Here is a 23121-nt window from a genome sequence, read left to right on the forward strand (position 1 = left end):
GACTGTCGCCATGCCCGACGTCGACCCGCTCGCCGCGTTCAGCGAGGCCACCCGCACCTGGTTCGGTGCGGCGTTCGCCGAGCCCACGCCGGCCCAGGCCGGGGCGTGGGCGGCCATCGGGCAGGGCCGCCACGCGCTGGTGGTCGCGCCGACCGGGTCGGGCAAGACGCTCAGCGCGTTCCTGTGGTCGATCGACCGGCTCCTCACCAGCCCGCCGCCGAAGGAGAAGAAGCAGCGCACCCGGGTGCTCTACATCAGCCCGCTCAAGGCGCTCGGGGTCGACGTCGAGCGCAACCTGCGGGCACCGCTCACCGGCATCCGCCACACCGCCGACCGACTCGGCGCACCGTTGCCGGAGGTGACGGTCGGCGTCCGCTCGGGCGACACCGCCGCGGCCGACCGGCGCAAGCTGTCGACCACGCCGCCCGACATCCTCATCACCACGCCCGAGTCGCTGTTCCTCATGCTCACCAGCCAGGCGCGCGAGTCGCTGCGCGGGCTCGAGACCGTCATCATCGACGAGGTGCACGCGGTCGCCGGCAGCAAGCGCGGCGCCCACCTCGCCCTGTCGCTCGAGCGGCTCGACGCGATGCTGGAGCGCCCGGTCCAGCGCATCGGGTTGTCCGCGACGGTGCGGCCGCTCGAGGAGGTCGCCCGGTTCCTCGGCGGCAGCGCGCCGGTCGAGATCGTCGCGCCGCCGGCCGAGAAGCAGTGGGACCTCAAGGTCGTCGTCCCGGTCGAGGACATGACCCAGCCCGGCGACTTCGACGAGGACGCCGGCGGCGGTGCTGACGGTGGTGGCGGTGGGCACGGCAGCATCTGGCCGCACGTCGAGGAGAGCGTCGTCGACCTGATCGAGAAGCACACCTCCACCATCGTCTTCGCCAACTCCCGCCGGCTCGCCGAACGGCTGACCGCCCGTCTCAACGAGATCGCCACGACGCGGGCCGAGGGAGCGCTCCCCGAGGGTGATCGCCAGCCCGCCGAGGTGATGGCCCAGTCCGGCGCGACCAAGGGCGCGGAGACCGTGATCGCCAAGGCGCACCACGGCTCGGTCAGCAAGGAGCAGCGCGCGCTCATCGAGGACGACCTCAAGCGCGGCCGGCTCCCGGCGGTGGTCGCGACGAGCAGCCTCGAGCTCGGCATCGACATGGGCGCGGTCGACCTCGTCGTCCAGATCGAGTCGCCGCCGTCGGTCGCGAGCGCGCTCCAGCGCGTCGGGCGCGCCGGCCACCAGGTCGGCGAGGTCTCGCGCGGCGTGCTCTACCCCAAGCACCGCGGCGACCTCGCGCAGACCGCCGTCGCCGTCCAACGGATGCGCTCGGGCGGCATCGAGGCCCTGCGCATCCCCACCAACCCGCTCGACGTGCTGGCCCAGCAGGTCGTGGCGGCCACCGCGCTGGAGTCGGTCGACGTCGACGAGCTCTTCGCGCTGGTGCGCCGCAGCGCACCGTTCACCCAGCTGCCCCGCTCGGCCTACGACGCCACGCTCGACCTGCTCGCCGGCCGCTACCCCAGCGACGAGTTCGCCGAGCTCCGCCCGCGCATCGTCTGGGACCGGGTCGGCAACACCCTCACCGGCCGGCCGGGCTCCCAGCGGCTCGCCGTCACCAGCGGCGGCACGATCCCCGACCGCGGGCTGTTCGGGGTGTTCCTCGTCGGCGGCCAGGGGCCAGGCAAGCGGGTCGGCGAGCTCGACGAGGAGATGGTCTACGAGTCGCGCGTCGGCGACATCTTCGCCCTCGGCGCCACCAGCTGGCGGATCGAGGACATCACCCACGACCGGGTGCTCGTCACCCCGGCGCCCGGCATCCCCGGGCGGCTGCCGTTCTGGAAGGGCGACACCCTCGGCCGGCCGGCCGAGCTCGGCGCCGCGATCGGCGAGTTCACCCGCGAGCTCGGCGCGATGCCGAGGGCCGCCGGCCACCAGCGGGCGCGAGACGCCGGCCTCGACGAGTGGGCCGCCGGCAACCTCGTCGACTACCTCCACGAGCAGCTCGAGGCGACCCGCGTCCTGCCCAGCGACACCACCCTGCTCGTCGAGCGGTTCCGCGACGAGCTGGGCGACTGGCGGCTCGTCGTGCACTCCCCCTACGGCGTCCCCGTGCACGCGCCGTGGGCGCTGGCCATCAACGCCCGGCTGCGCGAGCGCTACGGCGTCGACGGGCAGGCGCTGGCCTCCGACGACGGCATCGTCATCCGGATCCCCGACACCGACGCCGAGCCGCCCACCGGCGACCTGATCGTCTTCGACGCCGAGGAGATCGAGCAGGTCGTCACCACCGAGGTCGGTGGCTCCGCGCTGTTCGCCGCCCGGTTCCGCGAGTGCGCCGCGCGCGCCCTGCTGCTCCCGCGCCGCGACCCCGGACGCCGCTCGCCGCTGTGGCAGCAGCGCCAGCGCGCCGCGGCGCTGCTCGAGGTCGCCTCGAAGTACCCGTCGTTCCCGATCGTGCTCGAGGCGGTGCGCGAGTGCCTCCAGGACGTCTACGACCTGCCGGCCCTGATCGCGCTGATGCGTGCCGTCGACCGCCGCGAGGTGCAGGTCACCGACATCGCGACGTCCAGCCCCTCGCCGTACGCCCGCAGCCTGCTGTTCGGCTACGTCGCGCAGTTCGTCTACGAGGGCGACTCCCCCATCGCCGAGCGCCGGGCCGCCGCGCTGTCGCTCGACCAGGGCCTGCTCGCCGAGCTGCTCGGTCGCGCCGAGCTGCGCGAGCTGCTCGACCCCGACGTCCTCACCGAGGTCGAGGCCGAGCTGCAGCGACTCGCGCCCGACCGCCGCGCCCGCAACGCCGAGGGGCTCGTCGACCTCCTCCGCCTGCTCGGTCCGCAGTCGAACGACGAGGTCGTCGCCCGCAGCGTCGACGACGCCGGCCCCGCGGGCGTCGCGGAGTGGACCGCCGCGCTGGTCGACACCCGCCGGATCGTCGAGGTGCGGATGTCCGGCGTGGCCCGGTGGGCCGTCGTCGAGGACGTCGGCCGGCTGCGCGACGGGCTCGGTGTGCCGGTGCCGCCCGGCACCCCCGACGTGTTCGCCGAGCCGGTCGACGACCCGCTGGCCGACCTCGTCGCCCGGTTCGCCCGCACCCACGGACCCTTCACCACCGACGACGTCGCCGAGCGGCTCGGGCTCGGCACGGCCGTCGTCCGGCACACGCTGCAGCGGCTGGCCGCCCAGGGCCGGGTGCTCGACGGCGAGTTCCGGCCGTCGGGCACGGGCACCGAGTGGTGCGACGCGGAGGTCCTGCGCCGGCTGCGGCGCCGCTCGCTGGCCCGGCTGCGCCAGGAGGTCGAGCCCGTCGAGCCCGCCGCCCTCGCCCGCTTCCTCGGCGCCTGGCAGCACCTCACCACCGCCAAGGGCCTGCGCGGCGTCGACGGGGTGATCAGTGCGATCGACCAGCTGGCCGGCTGCCCCGTGCCGGCGTCCGGGCTCGAGGCACTGATCCTCGCCTCCCGGGTGCGCGACTACGAGCCGTCCTACCTCGACGAGCTGACCGCCTCCGGCGAGGTCATCTGGGCCGGCCACGGCACCCTGCCGGGCAACGACGGCTGGGTCAGCCTGCACCTGGCCGACCAGGCCCACCTGACCCTCCCCGAGCACGCCGCCTTCGAGGCCGGCGAGCTCCAGGAGGCGACCCTGCACGCGCTCGAGGGCGGGGGCGCCTGGTTCTTCCACCAGCTCGCCGCCACCGTCCGGTCCGCGCTCGAGAAGCCGACGACGTCCGACCAGGCCATCAGCGCCGCGCTGTGGGAGCTCGTGTGGGCTGGCCGGGTCAGCAACGACACCCTCACCCCGCTGCGCGCCCTGACCGGCGGGGGCCGCACCACCCACCGCACCCGCCGACCGCCGCCGCGACCCGGCCGGGTCAACCGCACCGGCCCGCCCGAGACCGCCGGCCGCTGGGCGCTGCTGCCCGAGCTCGACACCGACCCCACCCGCCGGGCCAAGGCCACCGCCGAGCGGCTGCTCGAGCGGCACGGCGTGGTGATCCGGGGAGCGGTCGTCAGCGAGCGGGTGCCGGGCGGGTTCGCAGCCGTCTACAAGGTGCTCTCGGCCTTCGAGGACTCCGGCCGCTGCCGGCGCGGCTACTTCGTCGACGGCCTCGGCGCAGCCCAGTTCGGCACGGCGGGCGCGATCGACCGGTTGCGCACCTTCACCGACGCACCCGACACCCAGGGCGTCGACGGGGGCAAGGGGCCGACGTCCGTCGCGATGGCGGCCACCGACCCCGCCAACCCCTACGGCGCCGCGCTGCCGTGGCCGGCGTCCGAGTCGGGCCACCGGCCCGGGCGCAAGGCCGGCGCGATCGTGGTGCTGGTCGACGGCGTCCTCGTCCTCTACGTCGAGCGCGGCGGCCGCACCCTGCTCACCTGGTCCGAGGAGCCCGACCTGCTCGGCCCGGCGGCGGCGGCCCTCGCCGACACGGTCCGTCGCGGGGCGCTCGGCCGGCTGACGGTGGAGAAGGCCGACGGGGCCGCGGTGCTGGGCGGCGGCGCCACCCCGTTGCGCTCGGCGCTCGACGACGCCGGCTTCGTGGCCACCCCGCAGGGGCTGAGGTTGCGCAGTGCCCGAGGGTGACACCGTCTACCGGGCGGCCCGGCTGCTCGACCGGGCCCTGTCCGGGCGGGTGCTGACCCGCACCGACTTCCGGGTCCCCCAGCACGCGACCGTCGACCTCGCCGGCGGCACCGTCGAGGCCACCGTCTCGCGCGGCAAGCACCTGCTCACCCGGATCACCGACGTCGGCGGTGCCGCCTGGACGCTGCACACGCACCTCAAGATGGAGGGTGCCTGGCGGGTGCACCGCGACGGGGAGCGCTGGAAGCGACCGGCCCACCAGGCGCGCGTCGTCCTGGGCGTCGACGGGGCACACGCGGTGGGGTTCTCGCTCGGCATCGTCGAGCTGATCGCGACGGCCGACGAGGGCTCCGTCGTCGGCCACCTCGGGCCCGACCTGCTCGGCCCCGACTGGGACGAGGACGTCGCCCTCGCCCGGCTCCACGCCGAGCCCGACCGACCGCTCGGCGAGGCCCTGCTCGACCAGCGCAACCTCGCCGGGATCGGCAACATGTACATGGCCGAGCTCTGCTTCGTCTCGGGCGTGCACCCGCGCACCCCGGTCGCCGAGGTCGCCGCCCTGCCGCGGCTGGTGCGTCGCGGCCGCCAGATGCTCGAGCTCAACAAGGAGCGCGCGGTGCAGTCGACCACCGGCAACCTGCGCGAGCGCGAGCGCATGTGGGTCTACCGGCGCGACCGCTCGCCGTGCCGCCGGTGCGGCACCCCGGTCGCGGTCGCCATGACCGGCCCCGCCGGGCGGGAGCGGGCGGCGTACTGGTGCCCGCGCTGCCAGCCCGAGCCGGGCTGAGCCGGGCCGCGCCGGGCCGGCCGGGCCGGCCGGGCCCGGGGCCTACGGGAAGGTCACCTGCAGCATGCCCAGGCACATCTCGTCGGTCGTCCCCTCGCCCCACAGGACGTAGCGGTCGGGCTGGCCCTCGAAGGCGGGCAGCACGTCCCGCAGCGCCTGGTCGTGCCGACAGGTCACCGTGACGGTGTCGCCGGCCCGCAGCGCGACCGGCTCCACGGGGCGCGAGCCCTGGTCGTCGAAGTCCCACACGGGGACGTCGAGCACCGTGCGCGCCTGCGGGGTGTCCGGGTTGGTCTCGATCGTGATCTCGCGGCCGAGCAGGTGCATGTGCCCGCCGCTCCCGTGGATCGTCATCGGCCGGTTCAGGGTGCGGGTGCAGGACTGGACGGGACCGGGGTCGGGCGCGCCGCCACACAGGAGGTGGAGCGCGCCGGCGGTGCGGCCCCCCTCGTCGCCGAACCGGGACATCAGGTCGAACGTCGCCGCGGTGCGGTCGCACAGCGGGCCGTCGGCGTGGTCCGGGCGGCACGGCAGCTCGACCGGGGCCGGGAGCAGCATGGTGTGGAGCTGTTCCAGGTCGCGGGTGCCGGAGGCAAGCCGCAGCTGCGCGGCGGAGACGTCGGGCGCCGGTCCGGCGAGCAGGTTGTAGTGGACCTGCATGACGATCCGGCTGTCGGCCTCCAGCCGCACGCCGTACCCGGACTTGTGCACCGCCTCCTCGCCGCCGGGCGCCCAGGCGCCGATCCAGTCGGCGTCGTCGACGTCCTGGAAGTCGTCGAGCCCGGTGCCGCCGAAGCAGGTCCAGCCCTGTCCGTCGTCGGCGGCGTCCTTCGACTCGGCGGCGGCGACGTCGCCGGGCGGGACCTGGAACAGGATCACGTGGTGCACGACCGCGGGGTCCCCGGGCAGCACGGTCGTGCCGGTGAGCCAGGTGTCCTCGGCGAGCCCGGGGTCGAGGAGGAAGCAGCGGTAGTCGTCGGTGCCGGTGCCGTACGGCGCCGCAGGGGTGTACGCCGCCGGCATGGCGAGCGTGGCGCGGCGCTCCCCCCGGCGCAGGGGGACCTCGCGGGCGGGCTCGGCACCGGTGTGGGCGCCGTGCCCGGCCGGGTGCGCGGAGGGCGACTCCGAGGGGACCTCGACGGCGGTGGCGGGCACCGCGGCGTCCGGCTCGGACCCCGCTGACTGGCATCCCGAGACGAGGAGCGCGAGAGCCGCGGCCACGCCGGCGAGGGCGGCGCGAGGTCGGGTGGCGTCCATCGCGACAGCGTAGGGCCTAGCGGTCACCGCCGGGGCCGGCTCGGACAGGTCAGGCGGCGGAGGCGACGACCGGGTCGCGACGCTTGACCGGGATGGTGATGAGCGCGGCGGCGGCCTCCTCGACGGCGACGGCGTCGGAGACCTCGCGCAGCACCTCGGACAGCGGCGCGTCCAGCGCGCTGCACAGGGAGGCGAGCAGCTCGGAGGAGGCTTCCTTCTGACCACGCTCGATCTCGGAGATGTAGCCCAGGCTCACGCGGGCCTCGGCCGACACCTCACGCAGGGTCATGCCCAGCTGCATGCGGCGCTCGCGGAGCACGTCGCCGAGCAGGCGGCGGAAGAGCACCATCTGGATCCCTCCGTGTCGAGTCGAACGGCGTAGCAGGTCGTGTGGTGGGCCAACGCTACCCGAGCCACGTTTCTTCCGGTCCGATCATCTCAGACCTGTGGATGCGAGGAGCGACAGCAACGCCGACAGGGCCTCCTCGCACGTCCGGTCCACCACCTGGTCGCGGCCGCCGGGCAGCTCGAGGGCCAGGGTCGGTCCACCCCCGGGGCCGGCCACGGCGACGAAGACGGTGCCGGGCGCCTTGCCCTCCTGCTCGGCGGGCCCGGCGACGCCGGTCGTCGCCACGCCGTACGTCGCCCCGATGAGCCGGCGCACCCCCTCGGCCATCGCGGCCGCACACTCGGCGGAGACGACACCGACCCGGTCGACGAGGTCCTGGGGCACACCGAGCACCGAGGTCTTGACGTCGCTCGCGTACGCGACGACGCCCCCGCGATAGGTCGCGGAGGCGCCGGGGACGGCCGTCAGCAGCGCGGCCAGGCGACCGCCGGTCAGGGACTCGGCGGTCGCCAGGGTGGAGCCGCCCTCCCGGAGCAGGTCGTGGACCCGCTCCGGGAGGGCGTTCATCGTGCGTCGTGTGCGCGTGGTGTCACCTGACCACGCGGAACGACAGCGTCTTCGTGACGGCCTTGATGTCACCGGAGCCGTTGTAGCGGACCGTGACCGTCTTCTTGCCGACCTTCGCGAACGGGGCCAGCGTGACCACCGCGCGGCCGTTGACGAGCTTGACGACCTTGACCTTCTGGCCGGTCACCTTGACCCGCACCCAGCCGGAGAGCGCCTTGCCGTCACCGCGGACGGTCACGACGACGCGGGCCCGGGTCTTGTCGACCTTGACCTTGTCCGGCCTGACGTCGGCCGTCACCTTGGCGACGACCGGGGTCTGGGGCTCGTCGGTGCCCTCGACGGTCACCGGGACCGCCACCTCGGTGCCGGTCGCGGCACCGGTCACGAGGAGCTCGTGCTCCCCGGCAGCAAGGCCGGAGGGCAGCGTGACCGAGACCGAGGCGGTGCCCGCCTCGTCGTAGCCGGGCAGCGCCGCCAGGACGGTGGTCGTGACCGGGAAGGTGCCGAGCGAGGCACCGTCGAGGGTGACCTCGACGCTGGTGTCCTTCGTGTCGTTCGGGCCGGTCATCGACAGCGACGACAGGTCGAAGGCGACGTCGTCACCCGGTGCGTAGGTCGCCGGGGCCCCGGCCGGGAAGGTCGCACCGACGGCACGCTGGCTGTAGTCGACCGGCAGGGCGGTGGTGCTGGCGAACTCGTCGAAGTAGTCGACCTGCGCCTGCAGGTCGCTCTTGCCGGTGTCGCGGGTGCCTGACCCCTCGGCGAGGGTCGAGAACCCGTCCCCGCCTGCGGCGAGGAACGAGTTGACCGTCACCGAGTAGGAGCTGGTGTCGCTCACGGCGACGCCGTCGAGCCACATCCCGATGACCTCACCCTTGGCGCCGGCGGGCGCTCCTGCTGCCGGCGGCACGTAGGAGTAGGTGAAGCCCTCGCTGATGCCGAGCTTGAGGAACGGACGCGACGAGCCGGCGGGCTGCCACTGCTCCTCGAGCACCTCCTCGAGCTGCGCTCCGGTCAGGGTCGTGTTGACCAGGGTGTTCGCGAACGGCTGGACCGTCGCGGCCTGGCGGTAGTTGACCACGGCCGGGGTCGCCGGGAAGGTGCCGACGAGGTCGGCGCGCAGGCCGCCCGGGTTCATGAACGCGATCTGCGAGGACCCGGCCTCGGGGGTCTCGGTCGCCCACTGCTGGATCTCGGCGACGAGGTTGCCGAGCGTCGACTCGCCACCGCGGTTCTCGGTGGCGCCGTCGGCCAGCTTGGCCCGGTAGAACGGCCCCTCGATCTCACCGACCTTGACGGCACCGAGCACGTTGGCCTCGGTGACGGCGGCGTCGACGATCTCCTTGGTGGGGGCGTCGACGGGGTAGTTGGCGGTGAAGACCGTGCCCGGTCCGCTGCCGTCGACGTCGGTGGTCAGCGGCAGGATGCCCTGCGACTTGGCCGTGACGTCGCCGTCGGCGTCGAACTGGAACTTCAGCTGGTTGAGGTTGCTGCCGTACTGACCGGCAGAGACGACCGGCCGCTCGGTGACGGCCCGACCCTCGCTCACCCACGCCGGCACGGGCACGGAGTGGTTGTAGGCCAGGTGCGTGTGACCCGAGACGATCGCGTCGACGTCGGCGCTGACGCCGGTGACGATGGCGCCGAACGCGTTGTCCGGGTCGACCGCGTCGGCGTACGCCGTCGACGGGGCGCCCTCGTGGACGAGCAGCACGACCAGGTCGGCGCCGGCCGCCTTGAGCGCCGTGGCCTCGGTGTTGGTGGCCTCGACGATGTCGGTGACGGTGACGCCCTCGATGCCGTCGGGGGCGACCAGGGTGGGGAGGTCCTCGGTGACCGCTCCGACGAACCCGACCTCGATGTCGCCGAAGGTCTGGGTCCAGCTCTCGGCGAGGTCGTCGCGACCCGCGGGCTCCTCGATGTTGGCGGCGATGTACTCCCAGTCCGCACGGTCCTCGACCCGGCCCACGAGGTCCTCGTAGCCCTTGTCGAACTCGTGGTTGCCGGCGGCCGACACGTCGAGACCGGCCTCGTTGAGGGCGTCGATGGTCGGCTCGTCGTCCTGGATGAACGACTCGAACGTCGAGGCGCCGATCAGGTCGCCGGCCGCGACGAACAGCGAGTTCGGGTTCTCGGCGTCGAGCTGCTTGACCGCGCCCGACAGGACCGCGGCACCGCCCTCGGCGCCGTTGGCCAGCAGACGGCCGTGGAAGTCGTTGGTGGCGAGCAGCTGCACCTCGGTGGTCGTGGGCGCATCGGGCTGCAGGCCGACGATCTCCGGGTTGTGGTCGGAGGCCGCGAACGGGTCGGCAGCCGAGAAGAACTGCGTCACGTTGTAGTTGCGGCGGCTGTACTGGAAGGCGATCGACTCGTTGGCGTTGATCTCCCACACGTCGGCACCGGTCACCATGTCCAGCGCCGCCTCGTTGGCGAACACGTGGTCGAGGGAGCCGGCCAGCCCGCTGAAGCTGTAGGAGTAGTCGCCCTCGGTGTCGGACTCGACCTGGGTGAACCCGCCCGCCTTGATCGCCGTGACCGGGTCCTCGGCCGAGTAGGCGTTGAAGTCACCGGTGAGGAAGACCTTCTCGATGCCGCGGTCGGTCGCGAACTGGTTGGCGAACGTCGTCAGCGCCTGGGCCTGGCGCACCCGGTCGCCGTTGAAGGCACCCTGGGGTCCGTTGGCGTTGTCGCCGGTGGCCGGCGGGGTGCTGTTGCTCTTGGACTTGAAGTGGTTGACGACCACGGCGAACGCCTCGGCGTCACCCGTGCCGACCGGCTTGAAGGCCTGGGCGAGCGGCTGGCGCGCGTTGGTGAACGCCGTCGAGCCGACGAGCACCTTGGACGCCCCGGCGAGGCTGACGACCGTCGGGTCGTAGATGAAGGCGGTCCGGATGACGTCCTGCGACGCGACCGGCGGGAGGTCGGCGGCCGCGGGGCTGGGCGCGAAGGCCCAGCGGCGGGTGCCGGCGTCGGCGTTCAGCGCGGTGACGAGGGAGCGGACCGCGTCGTCGCGGTCGGTCTCGCCGAGCAGCTTGACCGAGTTCTCGATCTCCTCGAGGGAGACGACGTCGGCGTCCATGGTGTTGATGGCGCGGACGATCTTGGCCTGCTGGCGACGGAAGTCGCCGAGCTCGGCGGCGCCGCGGGGACCGTTGGGCGTGCACGTGTTGACAGCGACGGGGTCGCCCTCGCGGTCGTCGTAGTAGGTGCAGGTGCCGCCGCGGCTCACGAACTCGGCGCCGGTGGTGTTGAAGTAGTTGAGCACGTTGAACGTGCCGAGCTTGATCGAGCCGCCGACGTCCTGCGGGGCGAGGTTCTGCGCCCGGGTGTCCTCGAACGTCGCGACGTCGGTGCCCTCGTCGGTGACGGCCTCGGTGGGCTGGAACTTCCAGGCGCTGTTGCGGTACTCGAGCACGACCGGCGCCTCGAGCGTCGCCTCGGCGCCGACGCGGATCGCGTTGGTGCGCGAGAGCCACGGCAGCGGGATGTTCTGGTTGTCACCGCCGCCGAAGGGCAGGAAGTTGATGCTGGCGCCGTCGTCGAGCGTCACCGCGCGCCGGGCGTTGTCGGCCACGACCTCGTCGTAGGCCGGCGTGCCGACGGCTGCGACCTCGGTGGGCTGGATCAGCGGCTGGTCGCCGGTGGCCAGGCCGATCTCGGCGTACTGGTTGGTGCCGAAGGTGTTGGTGACCGTGAAGGTGTCGGTCGGAGCGAGCAGCTCACCCTCGTGCGCCTCGCGGTCGACCTCGGTGGTCGGGTAGGCGATGGCCAGCGGGGTCACCGGGGCGAACGCGGGCGTGACCTCGGTGATGCCGTCGGCGGCTGCGGTGATCTGGGTGCTGCCCGAGAACTCGGACACCTGGCCGGTCACCTCGAGGGAGTCGCCGATCGCGAGGCCGCCGCCGTCGAAGGCGCCGCCGCCGTAGACGAAGATCGCGTCGGAGGCGCCGGGGGTCGCGTCGGTGGCACCGCCGGTGCCGCCGGTCTGGAGGTAGAACCCGTTGAGCGACCCCGGGTAGAGGGCGGTCACGACACCCTGGGTCGTGACCGTGTCGCCGGCACGCGGCGAGGCGGCGCCGGTGCCCTGGACCTCGGCGATCGTCGCCTCGGGGTCACCGGGCTCGGGCTCCTCGACGGTGCAGGCCGTGCAGGCCAGGGGCGTCGGCGGGTTCGTCACCGCCAGGTCGGCGGAGTTCACGTCGGTGTCGGCGCCGGCCGCGTTGCGGCTGACCGACGAGGGGTTGGTGGTCGCCGCGGCGACCGTGCCCTCGAAGCTCGTGGTGGTCGCGCCCCAGCCGACGAAGTCGAGCACGAGGGACGAGAACGACGATCCGGCAGCACCGGCCGGCACGTTGGGGTCGACCGGGGCAGTGGTGTTGGCCAGGAAGACCTGGCCGCCGGTGCCGCTCAACGCCAGGGCGGACGTCGCGTCCGGCGCCGGGATGTCGGTCGTGCCGCCGGTGCCGCTCGCGGCCTTGACCAGGAAGGTCTGGCCGGCGGGCACGGTCACGGCGGGCAGGGTGAAGACGTTGCTCGACCCGGGCACGCCGAGGCCGCCGCCGGAGCGGTACTGGAGGCTCTTGCCGTCCAGCGACACGTCGGCGGCAGAGGTGTTCTTCAGCTCGATGAAGTCGCTGCGGAACACCGCGCCACTGTTGCCACCTCCGCCGTAGACCTCGTTGATGACCAGGCCGGGACCTGCTGCCTGGGACGGCGCGGCCGCGAAGCCGAGCGCTAGTGGTGCGGCAGCGAGGGCACCGGTGATGACACCGGTGAGGCCGCGCCGCACGAAGACGTGCTTGGACACGAAAGAGGAACCCTTCGAAGGGGATGGGTGAACGACGAGCACTGCTACCGGGGAAGGTCTGCAAACTATCCGGGGCGCGAGGACGAAAAGCCAGGTCTGGGCGAACGCGAAACCAAAACTTCACGTACAGACGGTCATCCGACGGACGTCTGACGGCGCTGGCGCGCGTAGTCGCGGAAGAACTCGTAGCCCGACCAGAGCGTCATCGCGACCGCGGCGGCGAGGAAGGCCTGGGCGAGGTAGTAGAAGACGTCGCCCGGGACGTCGAGCCAGCCGTCGACCTGGCGGCCGGGCAGCGTGAGGCCGCCGAGGGCGAAGACCTGGAGGATCGTCTTGATCTTGCCGCTGCGGGCGGCCGCGATGACGACGTCCTTGGCGACGCTGAGGCGGAGCAGGGTCACCGACCACTCGCGGAGCAGCACGACGATGGTCACCGCCCACCAGATGTCGCCGGTGACCGACAGGGCGACGAAGGCCATCCCGGTCATCGCCTTGTCGGCGATCGGGTCCGCGATCTTGCCGAAGTCGGTGACCAGCCCCCGGGCGCGGGCGATGTCGCCGTCGACCTTGTCGGTGATCATGGCGACGGCGAAGACACCCCACGCCAGCGTGCGCCACAGGATCGAGTCGTGGTCGTGGCCGAGCAGGAACCAGCCGTAGACCGGCACCAGGACGATCCGCAGCATGGTCAGGGCGTTGGGGAGGTTCCAGTTGCTCACCGGCCTCGCGGACGCCGACCCGTCGGCCCCCGCGACGCCGTCGGTCATCGAGCGGCCCCGGTCGGCCGGGCCACGAGGTCGATCCCGTCGGTGCCGGTCACGACCGCCGGGACGAGGTCGCCCACGGCGTACGAGCCCTCGGTCAGCGACGTGGTGCCGTCGACCTCGGGGCCCTGGAAGTCGGCGCGGCCCTCGGCCACGCCGTCCTCGACGTCCTCCACGAGGACGACGACGTGCTCGCCGACCCGCTCCTCGGCGCGCTGCGCGTTGAGCTCCTCGACCAGCGCGGTGACCCGCTGCGTGCGCTCCCACACCTCGTCGGGGTCGAGCTTGAGCGACTCCTCGAAGCCCGCGGCCTCGGTGCCGTCCTCGTCGGAGTAGCCGAACACGCCGGTGACGTCCATCCGGGCGGCCTCGAGGAAGTCGCAGAGCACCTGCAGGTCGTCGTCGGTCTCGCCGGGGAAGCCGACGATGACGTTGGAGCGCACCCCGGCCTCCGGGGCGAGGGCGCGGACCCGCTCGAGCAGCCCGAGGAAGCTCTCGGGGTCGCCGAAGCGACGCATCCGGCGCAGCACCGTGGGGCTGGCGTGCTGGAAGGACAGGTCGAAGTACGGCGTGACCCCGGGCGTCGTCGCGATCGCCTCGATCAGTCCCGGCCGGGTCTCGGCGGGCTGCAGGTAGGAGACCCGGACCCGCTCGACGCCGTCGATCGAGGTGAGCTCGGGCAGGAGCGTCTCGAGCAGCCGCAGGTCACCGAGGTCCTTGCCGTAGGACGTGGAGTTCTCCGAGACGAGGAAGAGCTCGCGCACACCCTCGCCGGCCAGCCAGCGGGCCTCGGCGATGACGTCGGAGGGGCGGCGGCTGACGAACGAGCCACGGAAGCTGGGGATCGCGCAGAAGGTGCAGCGCCGGTCGCAGCCGCTGGCGAGCTTCAACGGGGCCAGCGGCCCGGACTCCAGGCGCGACCGCGGTGTCACGACCGGTGCGGTCTGCGGCTGCTGGCGCTCGACGGGGCTGATCGGCAGCAGCAGCCGCCGGTCGGACGGCGTGTGCGCGTGGTGGGTCTCCCCCGCCACGATCGAGCGCAGCCGGCCGGCGATGTCGGTGTAGTCGTCGAAGCCGAGGACCGCGTCGGCCTCGGGCAGCGACGCGGCGAGATCCTTGCCGTAGCGCTCGGCCATGCAGCCGACGGCGACGACGGCCCGGGCGCGCCCGCCGTGGCCGGCGTCGAGCTTCAGGTCGGCGGCCTCGAGCAGTGCGTCGACGGAGTCCTTCTTGGCCTGCTCGACGAAGCCGCACGTGTTGACCACCACGGTGTCGGCCTGCCCGGCGTCCTCCACGAGGCGGAACCCGTCGGCGGCGAGCCGTCCGGCGAGCTCTTCGGAGTCGACCTCGTTGCGCGCGCACCCGAGGGTGAGCATCGCGACGGTCAGGGTCTCGGCAGGGTCGGACTGGGTGTCGGTCGTCATGGCTGCCTCCGAGTATGACGGTGCCGCACGGTCACGGCCGAAACGGGCGTGACCGCCGGTGCCCGAGGGTGCCGGCGGTCACGGTGGGCACCACTACTCGGGCGCGGCCACGAAGGTGCGCTGGGCACGCTCGCCCGAGGCGCCGAGCGCGCCCTTGTCGTCGCCGTCGACGGAGACCGTGAGGCCACCGTCGCTCGACTCGAGCCGCACCGGCGGGGCCACCGAGACGCGGGCGGTCTGCATGAAGGCGACGTCCTCGTCGAAGACGACCTTGCCGCTGCCGTCGCGGACGGTCACCCGGGCGCCGCCGGTCGCGGCGGTGAAGACGACCGGCACCTTGGTCGCCGAGGAACCGCTGAGCTGCGCGCGGCCGCTGGGCGAGCCGTTGAGCACCGGCTGGTCGGAGGGCTGGATGGGCCCGTCCATCACCAGCCGGGCCACCGACCACAGCAGCACGACCGCCATCACCGCAGCCACCAGGATCGACCAGTTCAGCCGACCCCGGGTCCCGCGGATCGGACCGCCGGCTCCCGTGGCGAGCTCGGCCTCGAAGACCCGCTTGGGGTCGATCGGGGCGTCGGCGTAGGTGTCGTCGTACGTCGCGAGCAGCGGCTCGACGTCGACGCCCAGGATGCGGGCGAGCGTGCGCAGGTGCCCACGGGCGTAGAAGTCACCACCGCACGGTGCGAAGTCGTCGACCTCGATCGACTCGATGACGTGCGGACGGATCCGCGTGCGGTCGGCCACCTGGTCGACGCTCAGGCCGAGCCGGCGACGGGCGGCCGCGAGCTCGGGACCGACGACCGGGGCGGTGGCGGGCTCGGCGGCAGACGCCGCGTCGACGACGATGGTCGTGGTCAGGTCGGACGGCGTGGTGGGCTCGGCCGCGGGCAGCACGAACACCTCGGTCGCCTCCGGGTCGGCCACCTCGCGCGGGGCGAGCACCACCTCGCTGCGACGGCCGCGGGACAGCCGGCGCGCCGGGGCGACGGGCTCGGCCGGGGCGACGGGTTCGGCCGACTCCGTGGGCGACTCCGTGGGCGACTCGGTGGGCGACTCGGCCGGCGAGGTCGCGTCCCGGTCGGTCCGGGGTGCCCGGACGGCGGTGTCGTCGACGTCGGGCCGGGACGCGGGCTCCGGCGCGGCGGGCGTCTCGTCGGGCGACTCGGTCAGCGCCTCGGCGGGCGACTCGGTCGGCGCGGTGGGCGCCTCGGTGGGCGCGGCGAGGTCGACGACGCTGGTCCGCCCCTCGCTCAGGTCGCTGAGCGCCTGACCGAGCTCGTGCCAGTCGGAGCCGATCAGCCGGGTCGACAGCGACAGCCGCGCCCCGAGGCGGGCGCCGGTGACGGTGACGACGGTGAGCGAGCCGTCGCGCAGCAGCGTCTGCCGGGCGCGGTGCTCGACCCGCTCCACCTCGGGCCAGGCCACGCCCTGCCACTCGCGACCGCGGCGCACCCGGACGCCGTGGTGGTCCAGGACCAGGAGCGGGGCCCGCGAGTCGACGAACGCCGCCAGGTGCAGGACGCCGATCAGGCCGGTCACCAGGCACAGCGCCCAGTCGAGCGGGGCGCCGCTGCCCACCGCGCGCACCAGGTAGGCGACGGCGACGGCCGCGCCGACACCGCCGACGACGGCGGCGAGCGGGCCGTCGCGGCGGACCTCCACCACGTCGTCCTCGGGCAGGTCGTCGGGGACGTCGGACACGGTCGGGTCGATGAGGTCGGTGCTCACTGCTCCCCCTGGATGGTCACGATGACGGCGTCGATCTCGTCGGGCTTGATGAGCACGTCGCGGGCCTTGGAGCCCTCGCTCGGCCCGACCACTCCCCTGCTCTCCATGATGTCCATCAGCCGGCCCGCCTTGGCGAAGCCGACCCTCAGCTTGCGTTGCAGCATCGAGGTCGACCCGAACTGCGTGGAGACGACCAGCTCGATGGCCTGGACGACCAGGTCGAGGTCGTCGCCGATGTCGTCGTCGAGCACCTTGTTGCTCGCGGCCGGTGCCGTGACGTCGTCGCGGTAGGTCGGCTCGAGCTGGCCCTTGCAGTGCTTGACGACCTGGGCGATCTCGGCCTCGCTGACCCACGAGCCCTGGACGCGGACGGCCTTCGAGGCGCCCATCGGCAGGAACAGCCCGTCACCCTGGCCCACGAGCTTCTCGGCACCCGGCTGGTCGAGGATGACCCGGCTGTCGGCCAGCGACGACGTCGCGAACGCCAGCCGCGACGGCACGTTGGCCTTGATGAGGCCGGTGACGACGTCGACCGAGGGCCGCTGCGTGGCGAGCACCAGGTGGATGCCGGCGGCCCGGGCGAGCTGGGTGATGCGGACGACGGCGTCCTCGACGTCGCGCGGAGCGACCATCATCAGGTCGGCGAGCTCGTCGACGATCACCAGCAGGTACGGGTACGGCGTGAGCACCCGCTCGCTGCCCGGCGGCACCTCGAGCTTCCCCGAGCGCACCGCCTTGTTGAAGTCGTCGATGTGGCGGAACCCGAAGTTGGCGAGGTCGTCGTAGCGCAGGTCCATCTCGCGCACGACCCAGGCGAGGGCCTCGGCGGCCTTCTTGGGGTTGGTGATGATCGGGGTGATCAGGTGCGGGACGCCCTCGTAGGCGTTCAGCTCGACCCGCTTGGGGTCGACCATGATCATCCGCACCTCGTCGGGGGTGGCCCGCATGAGGACCGAGGTGATCATCGAGTTGATGAAGCTCGACTTGCCGGATCCGGTGGCACCGGCGACGAGGAGGTGCGGCATCTTCGCGAGGTTCGCGACGACGAAGCCGCCCTCGACGTCCTTGCCGAGCCCGGCGATCATCGGGTGGTGGTCGCCGCGGGCGGTGCCCGAGCGCAGCACGTCGCCGAGGGTGACGATCTCCTTGTCGAGGTTCGGGATCTCGATGCCGATCGCCGACTTGCCGGGGATCGGGCTGAGGATCCGCACGTCGGCCGAGGCGACGGCGTAGGAGATGTTCTTCGAGAGCGCGGTGACCTTCTCGACCTTGACCGCGGGGCCGAGCTCGACCTCGTAGCGCGTGACGGTCGGCCCGCGCGTGTAGCCGGTGACCTGGGCGTCGATGTTGAACTGCTCCAGCACCTGGGTGAGGCTGTCGACGATCGCGTCGCTGGCCTTCGACCGCGCCTTGTGGGGCGAGCCCTCCTTGAGCACCTGGTTGGCCGGCAGCGAGTAGACGACGTCACCCGACAGCGCGAGCTGCTCCATCCGCGGCTCGATCGGCGTGTGCGGCGGCGGCTCGATGGCCTCGGGCTCGTCCGGGACGGCCCGGACCGCCTTCTGCCGCGGGTTGGTGCGCTCCCGCTCGGTGGGCTCGTCGAGCGGGGTGCCGGTCGGGTCGAACGGGGCGCCGTCGCCGAACGGGTCGTAGTCGGGCTCCGGCTCCAGCCCGAGCGCGACGTCGAGGGCGTCGCCCTCGGACGGGGCGTCCGGGACCGCCGGCTTCTTCGCCCGCGACCGCTTCGGCTTGGGCTCCTCGACCAGCGGGGTGTCGTAGGCCGGGTCGCCGAGGTCGGGGTCGATCGTGTCGTCGACGTCGTGGTCGTACGTCGCGTCGTGCGGGTGACCGAGCACCAGGTCGCGGAAGTCGCGCAGCCGGTCGGGCACGCGGTAGAGGGGGGTCGCGGTGACGACGAGGACGCCGAACAACGAGACCAGCACGAGCAGCGGGACGACGACCGCCGAGCTCTTGAGCAGGTCCATGAGCAGCGAGGTGACGACGTAGCCGATCGCTCCCCCGCCCTCGCGCAGCGGCGAGGTGTCGCCCTCGACGGGCTGCGGGTCGCCGGCGGCGACGTGCACGACCCCGAGGACGCCGAAGCCGAGCGCCGCCCAGCCGATGACCTGCCGACCGGCCGGACCCTGCTGGACCGGGTCGCGCATGGTCCGCCACCCCGACCAGACCAGGGCCAGCGGCACCAGCCACCCGACCTTGCCGACCGTGCCCTCGACGGCGGCGCGCACGAACTGCATGACGCCGCCGGGAGCGACGAACCAGACCGCGGCACCGACGACGACCGCGAGCGCCACGAGCAACAGCCCCGCGCCGTCGCGGCGGTGCTCGGGGTCGAGGTCGCGCGCCGAGCGCCCGACGCCGCGGATGCCGGCACCGATCGCGTGCGCCAGGCCGAGCCAGACGGCGACGACGCCGCGGGCGAGGGTCAGGAAGAACGAGGCGACCGGCCCGGTCCCCGTGCGGACCGCCCGGGGCGCCGGACGCGCCGCGGGCCGGCGCGAGGAGGCGCGGCTCTTCGGCGTGGAGCGCCCTCGGCTGCTGGAGGACTTCGCCGCCGGCTTCTTCGCCGTCGACGTGGTTGCGGTGGTCTTCCGTGCGCTCCGGGTGGTGGAACCGTCGCCCGACCTCGGTTTCCGAGCCGTGCCCGAGGATCCGGACCTGCTGGAAGAGGACGTGCTCGTGCTCCGCGACCCCGGCGGGGAAGACGTACGGGTCGCCATGCCACCAACCTAGGCGATCGCCACATCCGTCACACGCACCACAGGATGCGTGTCGGGTCCCATCAGTCACTCCGCTCGCGCACAGCGGAATCCTCCCGATCCACCACGCCAGGGAGGTAGACCATTCGGTCAGTAAGTCCCTAAGGTGCGTGTTTGGTGGTCTAGAACACACTCCACCGTCAAATACCCACTCGGAGGGACCCATCTCGTGAAATTCCTCAAGACCGGATTGAGCGTCGCGCTCGCGGTCACGGGCCTCGCGCTCGTGCCGAGCACGACCTCAGCCGCCGTCGGAGCCGCAGCCGCGCGCCCCGGTGACGACAGCTCGGCCGCAGCTCGACTGCGCGCCGCCGCGGACGGCAACGTCCGCATCACCACCAAGTCCGCGACCGGCAAGGTCGGGTTCATCTCTGCTCGTGGCGCCGGCGCCGACCTGCTCCCCGACGTCGACGCGAACAGCAGGGAATCCGCGGCCAAGAAGGCCGAGGCCTACCTGACCGAGTTCGGCTCGGCGTTCGGCCTGGGCGCCGGACAGGCCCGTCAGACCGACGTCCAGCAGGACCGCTACGGGTGGACCGTCACCTTCGAGCAGGAGTACCAGGGCCTTCCGGTCTTCGGTGCGACCCTGAAGGCCAACCTCGACAAGGCCGGCGACCTCACCGCCGTCGCCGGGTACGCCGCCCCGGTGTCCGGTCTCTCGACCGACCCGCGCCTCACGGCCGAGGCCGCCGCCGCCAAGGCCGTCGCCTTCGTCAAGGCCGACCCGCCCACCGGCGAGAAGGGCACGACGGCCGACACCACCGGCGTCAAGGCCGTCGAGAACGAGCTGTCCGTCTACCGCACTGGCGCCCTGCGCGGCGACACCGGCAAGAACATCCTCGCCTACGTCGTCGAGGTGTCCAACGCCCAGAACGTGCGCGACATGGTCTTCATCGACGCGAACACCGGCAAGCCGGTCAACCGCTACTCGACCGTCGCCGGAGCGACCGACCGCGAGCTCTACGAGGCCACCGGCACCGCGCAGGCCCCCGTGATCACCCAGGTGTGGGACGAGGGGCAGTCCCTCGACGGCCTGAACCAGGACCAGAAGAACCTGGTGAACTCCGCCGGCGAGTCGTACTGGATGTTCGCGAACACGTTCGGACGCGACTCCTACGACGGTGAGGGCGCGACGATGCGCACGGTCAACAACGACCCCCGCATCAGCTGCCCGAACGCCAACTGGAACGGCACCACGACCAACTACTGCGACGGCGTCACCTCCGACGACGTCGTCTCGCACGAGTGGGGCCACGCCTACACCGAGTACACCTCGGGCCTGATCTACCAGTACCAGTCGGGTGCGCTCAACGAGTCGTACTCCGACGTCTGGGGCGAGACCCTCGACATGATCAACGGTCGCGAGGACGAGGGCGAGGTCTTCGACGCCAAGCGCACCGTGGGCGAGTGCGACCCGACCGCCGCGGCGAAGCTGCAGGTCCAGATCACGGCGCCCGCCAACGTCGCCGGCCCGTGCACGGCCGCCTTCGGCTTCGGTCCGACGTACGGCACCACGGCGGTCACCCCGCAGGTCGTCGTCGCCAACGACGCCGCCGACGCCGCCGGCCCGAGCACCACCGACGGCTGCAGCCCGTTCGCCAACGCCCTCGCCGTCTCCGGCAAGTACGCCTTCGTCGACCGCGGCACGTGCGGCTTCCAGGCGAAGGCCGACAACGCCGTCGCCGCCGGTGCGACCGGCCTCGTGGTCGGCCAGAACGCCGCCGGGCTGCCCACCAACATGTCGGGCACCTCGACGATCCCGGCCCTGATGGTCACGCAGGCCGATGCCACCCGCATCAAGTCGGCCGGCACGGTCACCATGTCGATCAAGGCCGAGGACATCTCGGCCCGCACGCCCACCACCCGGTGGCTCATCGGCGAGAAGTCCGAGGCCTTCGGCGGCGCCATCCGCGACATGTGGAACCCCACCTGTTACGGCAACCCCGGCAAGGTCTCGGACGCCGAGTACAACTGCGACCCGCTGCTGACCGACAGCGGCGGCGTCCACGGCAACTCGGGCGTCCCGAACCACGCCTACGCCCTCGTCGTCGACGGTGGCACCTTCAACGGCGAGACGATCGCCGGCATCGGCCTCGACAAGGCCGCCGCCATCTGGTGGCGCGCCCAGACCAGCTACCTGTCGCCGTCCTCGGACTTCACCGCGGCCGCCGACGGCCTCGAGGCCTCCTGCAGCGACCTGGTCGGCCAGCCGATCAACAAGCTGACCACCGCCGTGGACGCCACGCCCACCGCGGCGCCGTCCATCACCGCTGCCGACTGCACCTCGGTCGCCAAGGCGATGACGGCCGTGGAGATGCGCAAGGACCCGGTCCAGTGCAACTTCCAGCCCCTGCTGGCCAAGGGCACGCTGAGCTCGTGCGGCGAGGGCACGGTCACCGAGACCACCGTCCTCGACGACTTCGAGAACGGCCTCGACGCCTGGACGAAGGACGAGGTGCTCGCCGAGGGCGCCACCGAGGGCTTCGACTGGGAGGCCTCGACCGACGCCCCCGCCGGACGCACGGGCGGCCTCGCCTACGCGCCCGACCCGGACGCCGGCGCCTGCGCCCCCAACGAGGACGACATCTCCAGCAGCAACAGCATCACCAGCCCGGAGTACACGATCCCGGCCGGGCAGAGCCCCCGCGTCTCGGTGGACCACTACATCGCGACCGAGGGCGGCTACGACGGCGGCAACGTGAAGGCCAGCCTGAACGGCGGCGCGTTCGTCACCGTCCCGGCGTCGGCGTTCCTCTTCAACGCCTACAACGCCACCATGGCGACGTCCGCGACCAACACGAGCCCGCTCGCGGGTCAGCCGGGCTTCACCGGCACCGACGGCGGCAAGACCATCGGCAGCTGGGGTCAGTCGGTCATCTCGCTGGCCAAGCTGGGCGCCAAGACCGGTGACAAGGTCAAGATCCGCTTCGACTTCGGTCGGGACGGGTGTGGCGGCAACGACGGCTGGTACCTCGACAACCTGACCCTCAGCGTCTGCAAGGAGGCTGCGGACCTCACCGCCAAGCACCAGCCCAACCCGTCGGTGTACGGCAAGTCCAGCAAGGTCGTCGTCTCCGCTCCCACCGAGGCCACGGGCACCGTGACCCTGAAGAGCGGCGCGAAGACGGTCGGCTCGGCCACCCTGGTCGACGGCTCGGCGACCATCAGCGTCCCGGCGAAGTCGCCGGCCGGCCGGTACGGCTGGACGCTGAGCTACGAGGGTGACGGCACCTTCGGCGCCTCCGAGACCCCGGTGGCGGCCACGATCAAGAAGGCCTCGACCGCGACCAAGGTCGTGCGCTACGTCAAGGTCGTCAAGCGCGGCAAGAAGGGCAGCGTCACGGTCAAGGTCTCCTCGGCCGCCGGCGCCCCCAACGGGAAGGTCGTGCTCAAGTCGCGCGGCGCCATCATCGGCACCGGCACCCTGCGGAGCGGCGTCGTGACGATCAAGACGATCGCCCTGCGCAAGCTCGGCCAGGTCCCCGTGGTCGCGCGCTTCACCGGCGCGCCGAACTACGGCGTCAGCGCCGCCAAGACGATCACGTTCCGCGTGGTCAAGTAGCACCAGCCACACCCAGCGAGGCCCCGTCGAGCACCTGATCGGCGGGGCCTCTCGCATCCCCGGCGAGCGCGGGTCGGGCCCCCCACCGGGTCTCGACTCGCGGTGACTCCGTCCCCGCGGCTCGACCACCGGACTCCCCCGCTGGTCGAGCCGGCGAGCGCCAGCGAGCCGAGTCGAGACCACCCCACCCGTCACCAGGTCTCGACTCGCGGTGACTCCGTCCCCGCGGCTCGACCACCGGTTGCCGAGCTCCCCCGCTGGTCGAGCCGGCGAGCGTCAGCGAGCCGAGTCGAGACCACCCCCACCCGAGACCGGTCTCGACTCGCGTTGACTCCGTCCCCACGGCTCGACCACCGGCAACCCCCGCTGGTCGAGCCGGCGAGCGCCAGCGAGCCGAGTCGAGACCACCCCACCCATCACCAGGTCTCGACTCGCGGTGACTCCGTCCCCGCGGCTCGACCACCGGACCCCGCTGGTCGAGGGCGAGCGTCAGCGAGCCGAGTCGAGACCTCCGACC

General features: G+C 72.8%; 11 protein-coding genes. 3 read left to right on the top strand and 8 right to left on the bottom strand.

Annotated features, from left to right (window positions below):
• Window positions 1-10 precede the first annotated feature (10 nt).
• Together E4623_RS20730 and E4623_RS20735 are read left to right on the top strand one after the other, a co-directional pair.
• Window positions 11-4579: an ATP-dependent helicase gene (locus E4623_RS20730; protein WP_134768467.1), complete on the top strand. Its 4569-nt coding sequence runs from the start codon at window positions 11-13 to the stop codon at window positions 4577-4579.
• Window positions 4566-5366, top strand: a complete 801-nt coding sequence (locus E4623_RS20735) for a DNA-formamidopyrimidine glycosylase family protein (protein WP_134768468.1) — start codon at window positions 4566-4568, stop codon at window positions 5364-5366. Before E4623_RS20730 ends, E4623_RS20735 begins: the two co-directional genes overlap by 14 nt.
• A 42-nt stretch (window positions 5367-5408) precedes the next feature.
• Here E4623_RS20735 and E4623_RS20740 read toward each other — a convergent pair whose 3' ends face one another.
• The 8 genes from E4623_RS20740 to E4623_RS20780 form a co-directional block, all read right to left on the bottom strand.
• Window positions 5409-6623 carry a hypothetical protein gene (locus tag E4623_RS20740; protein ID WP_167736782.1) on the bottom strand — a complete coding sequence of 405 codons (1215 nt, stop codon included), beginning with the start codon at window positions 6621-6623 and terminating at the stop codon, window positions 5409-5411.
• Between the two features lie 49 nt (window positions 6624-6672).
• A complete protein-coding gene (locus tag E4623_RS20750) occupies window positions 6673-6972 on the bottom strand; it encodes a helix-turn-helix transcriptional regulator (RefSeq protein WP_134768471.1) in 300 nt (99 codons plus the stop codon).
• Between the two features lie 84 nt (window positions 6973-7056).
• Window positions 7057-7539: a CinA family protein gene (locus E4623_RS20755; RefSeq protein ID WP_134768472.1), complete on the bottom strand. Its 483-nt coding sequence runs from the start codon at window positions 7537-7539 to the stop codon at window positions 7057-7059.
• 22 nt (window positions 7540-7561) lie between these two features.
• Window positions 7562-12346, bottom strand: coding sequence for an ExeM/NucH family extracellular endonuclease (locus tag E4623_RS20760; protein WP_134768473.1), 4785 nt, complete (start codon window positions 12344-12346; stop codon window positions 7562-7564).
• Between the two features lie 134 nt (window positions 12347-12480).
• Window positions 12481-13113, bottom strand: coding sequence for a CDP-diacylglycerol--glycerol-3-phosphate 3-phosphatidyltransferase (gene pgsA / locus E4623_RS20765; RefSeq protein WP_134768474.1), 633 nt, complete (start codon window positions 13111-13113; stop codon window positions 12481-12483).
• On the bottom strand, window positions 13110-14498 hold the full coding sequence (gene rimO, locus E4623_RS20770; RefSeq protein ID WP_209020811.1) for a 30S ribosomal protein S12 methylthiotransferase RimO: 1389 nt from the start codon (window positions 14496-14498) through the stop codon (window positions 13110-13112). Before rimO ends, pgsA begins: the two co-directional genes overlap by 4 nt.
• Before the next feature lie 129 nt (window positions 14499-14627).
• The gene (locus E4623_RS20775; protein WP_134768476.1) at window positions 14628-16265 is read right to left on the bottom strand and encodes a helix-turn-helix domain-containing protein; all 1638 of its coding nucleotides are present in this window, start codon (window positions 16263-16265) and stop codon (window positions 14628-14630) included.
• Window positions 16262-19003: a DNA translocase FtsK gene (locus tag E4623_RS20780; protein WP_134768477.1), complete on the bottom strand. Its 2742-nt coding sequence runs from the start codon at window positions 19001-19003 to the stop codon at window positions 16262-16264. Before E4623_RS20780 ends, E4623_RS20775 begins: the two co-directional genes overlap by 4 nt.
• A gap of 208 nt (window positions 19004-19211) precedes the next feature.
• On the opposite strand from E4623_RS20780, the gene E4623_RS20785 reads away from it, so the two are divergent.
• Window positions 19212-22604 carry a M4 family metallopeptidase gene (locus E4623_RS20785; protein WP_167736783.1) on the top strand — a complete coding sequence of 1131 codons (3393 nt, stop codon included), beginning with the start codon at window positions 19212-19214 and terminating at the stop codon, window positions 22602-22604.
• Window positions 22605-23121 lie beyond the last annotated feature (517 nt).

Origin of the sequence: Nocardioides sp. 1609, from assembly GCF_004522105.1 — a bacterium.
In the GTDB taxonomy this organism is placed as follows: Bacteria; Actinomycetota; Actinomycetes; order Propionibacteriales; family Nocardioidaceae; genus Nocardioides.

What these genes read in the sequence shown, in the direction of transcription:
- E4623_RS20730 (WP_134768467.1), top strand. Translation starts at nt 11, where the DNA reads ATGCCCGACGTCGACCCGCTCGCCGCGTTCAGCGAGGCCACCCGCACC.
- E4623_RS20740 (WP_167736782.1), bottom strand. Translation starts at nt 6,623, where the DNA reads ATGGACGCCACCCGACCTCGCGCCGCCCTCGCCGGCGTGGCCGCGGCT.
- E4623_RS20750 (WP_134768471.1), bottom strand. Translation starts at nt 6,972, where the DNA reads ATGGTGCTCTTCCGCCGCCTGCTCGGCGACGTGCTCCGCGAGCGCCGC.
- E4623_RS20755 (WP_134768472.1), bottom strand. Translation starts at nt 7,539, where the DNA reads ATGAACGCCCTCCCGGAGCGGGTCCACGACCTGCTCCGGGAGGGCGGC.
- pgsA (WP_134768474.1), bottom strand. Translation starts at nt 13,113, where the DNA reads ATGACCGACGGCGTCGCGGGGGCCGACGGGTCGGCGTCCGCGAGGCCG.
- E4623_RS20780 (WP_134768477.1), bottom strand. Translation starts at nt 19,003, where the DNA reads ATGGCGACCCGTACGTCTTCCCCGCCGGGGTCGCGGAGCACGAGCACG.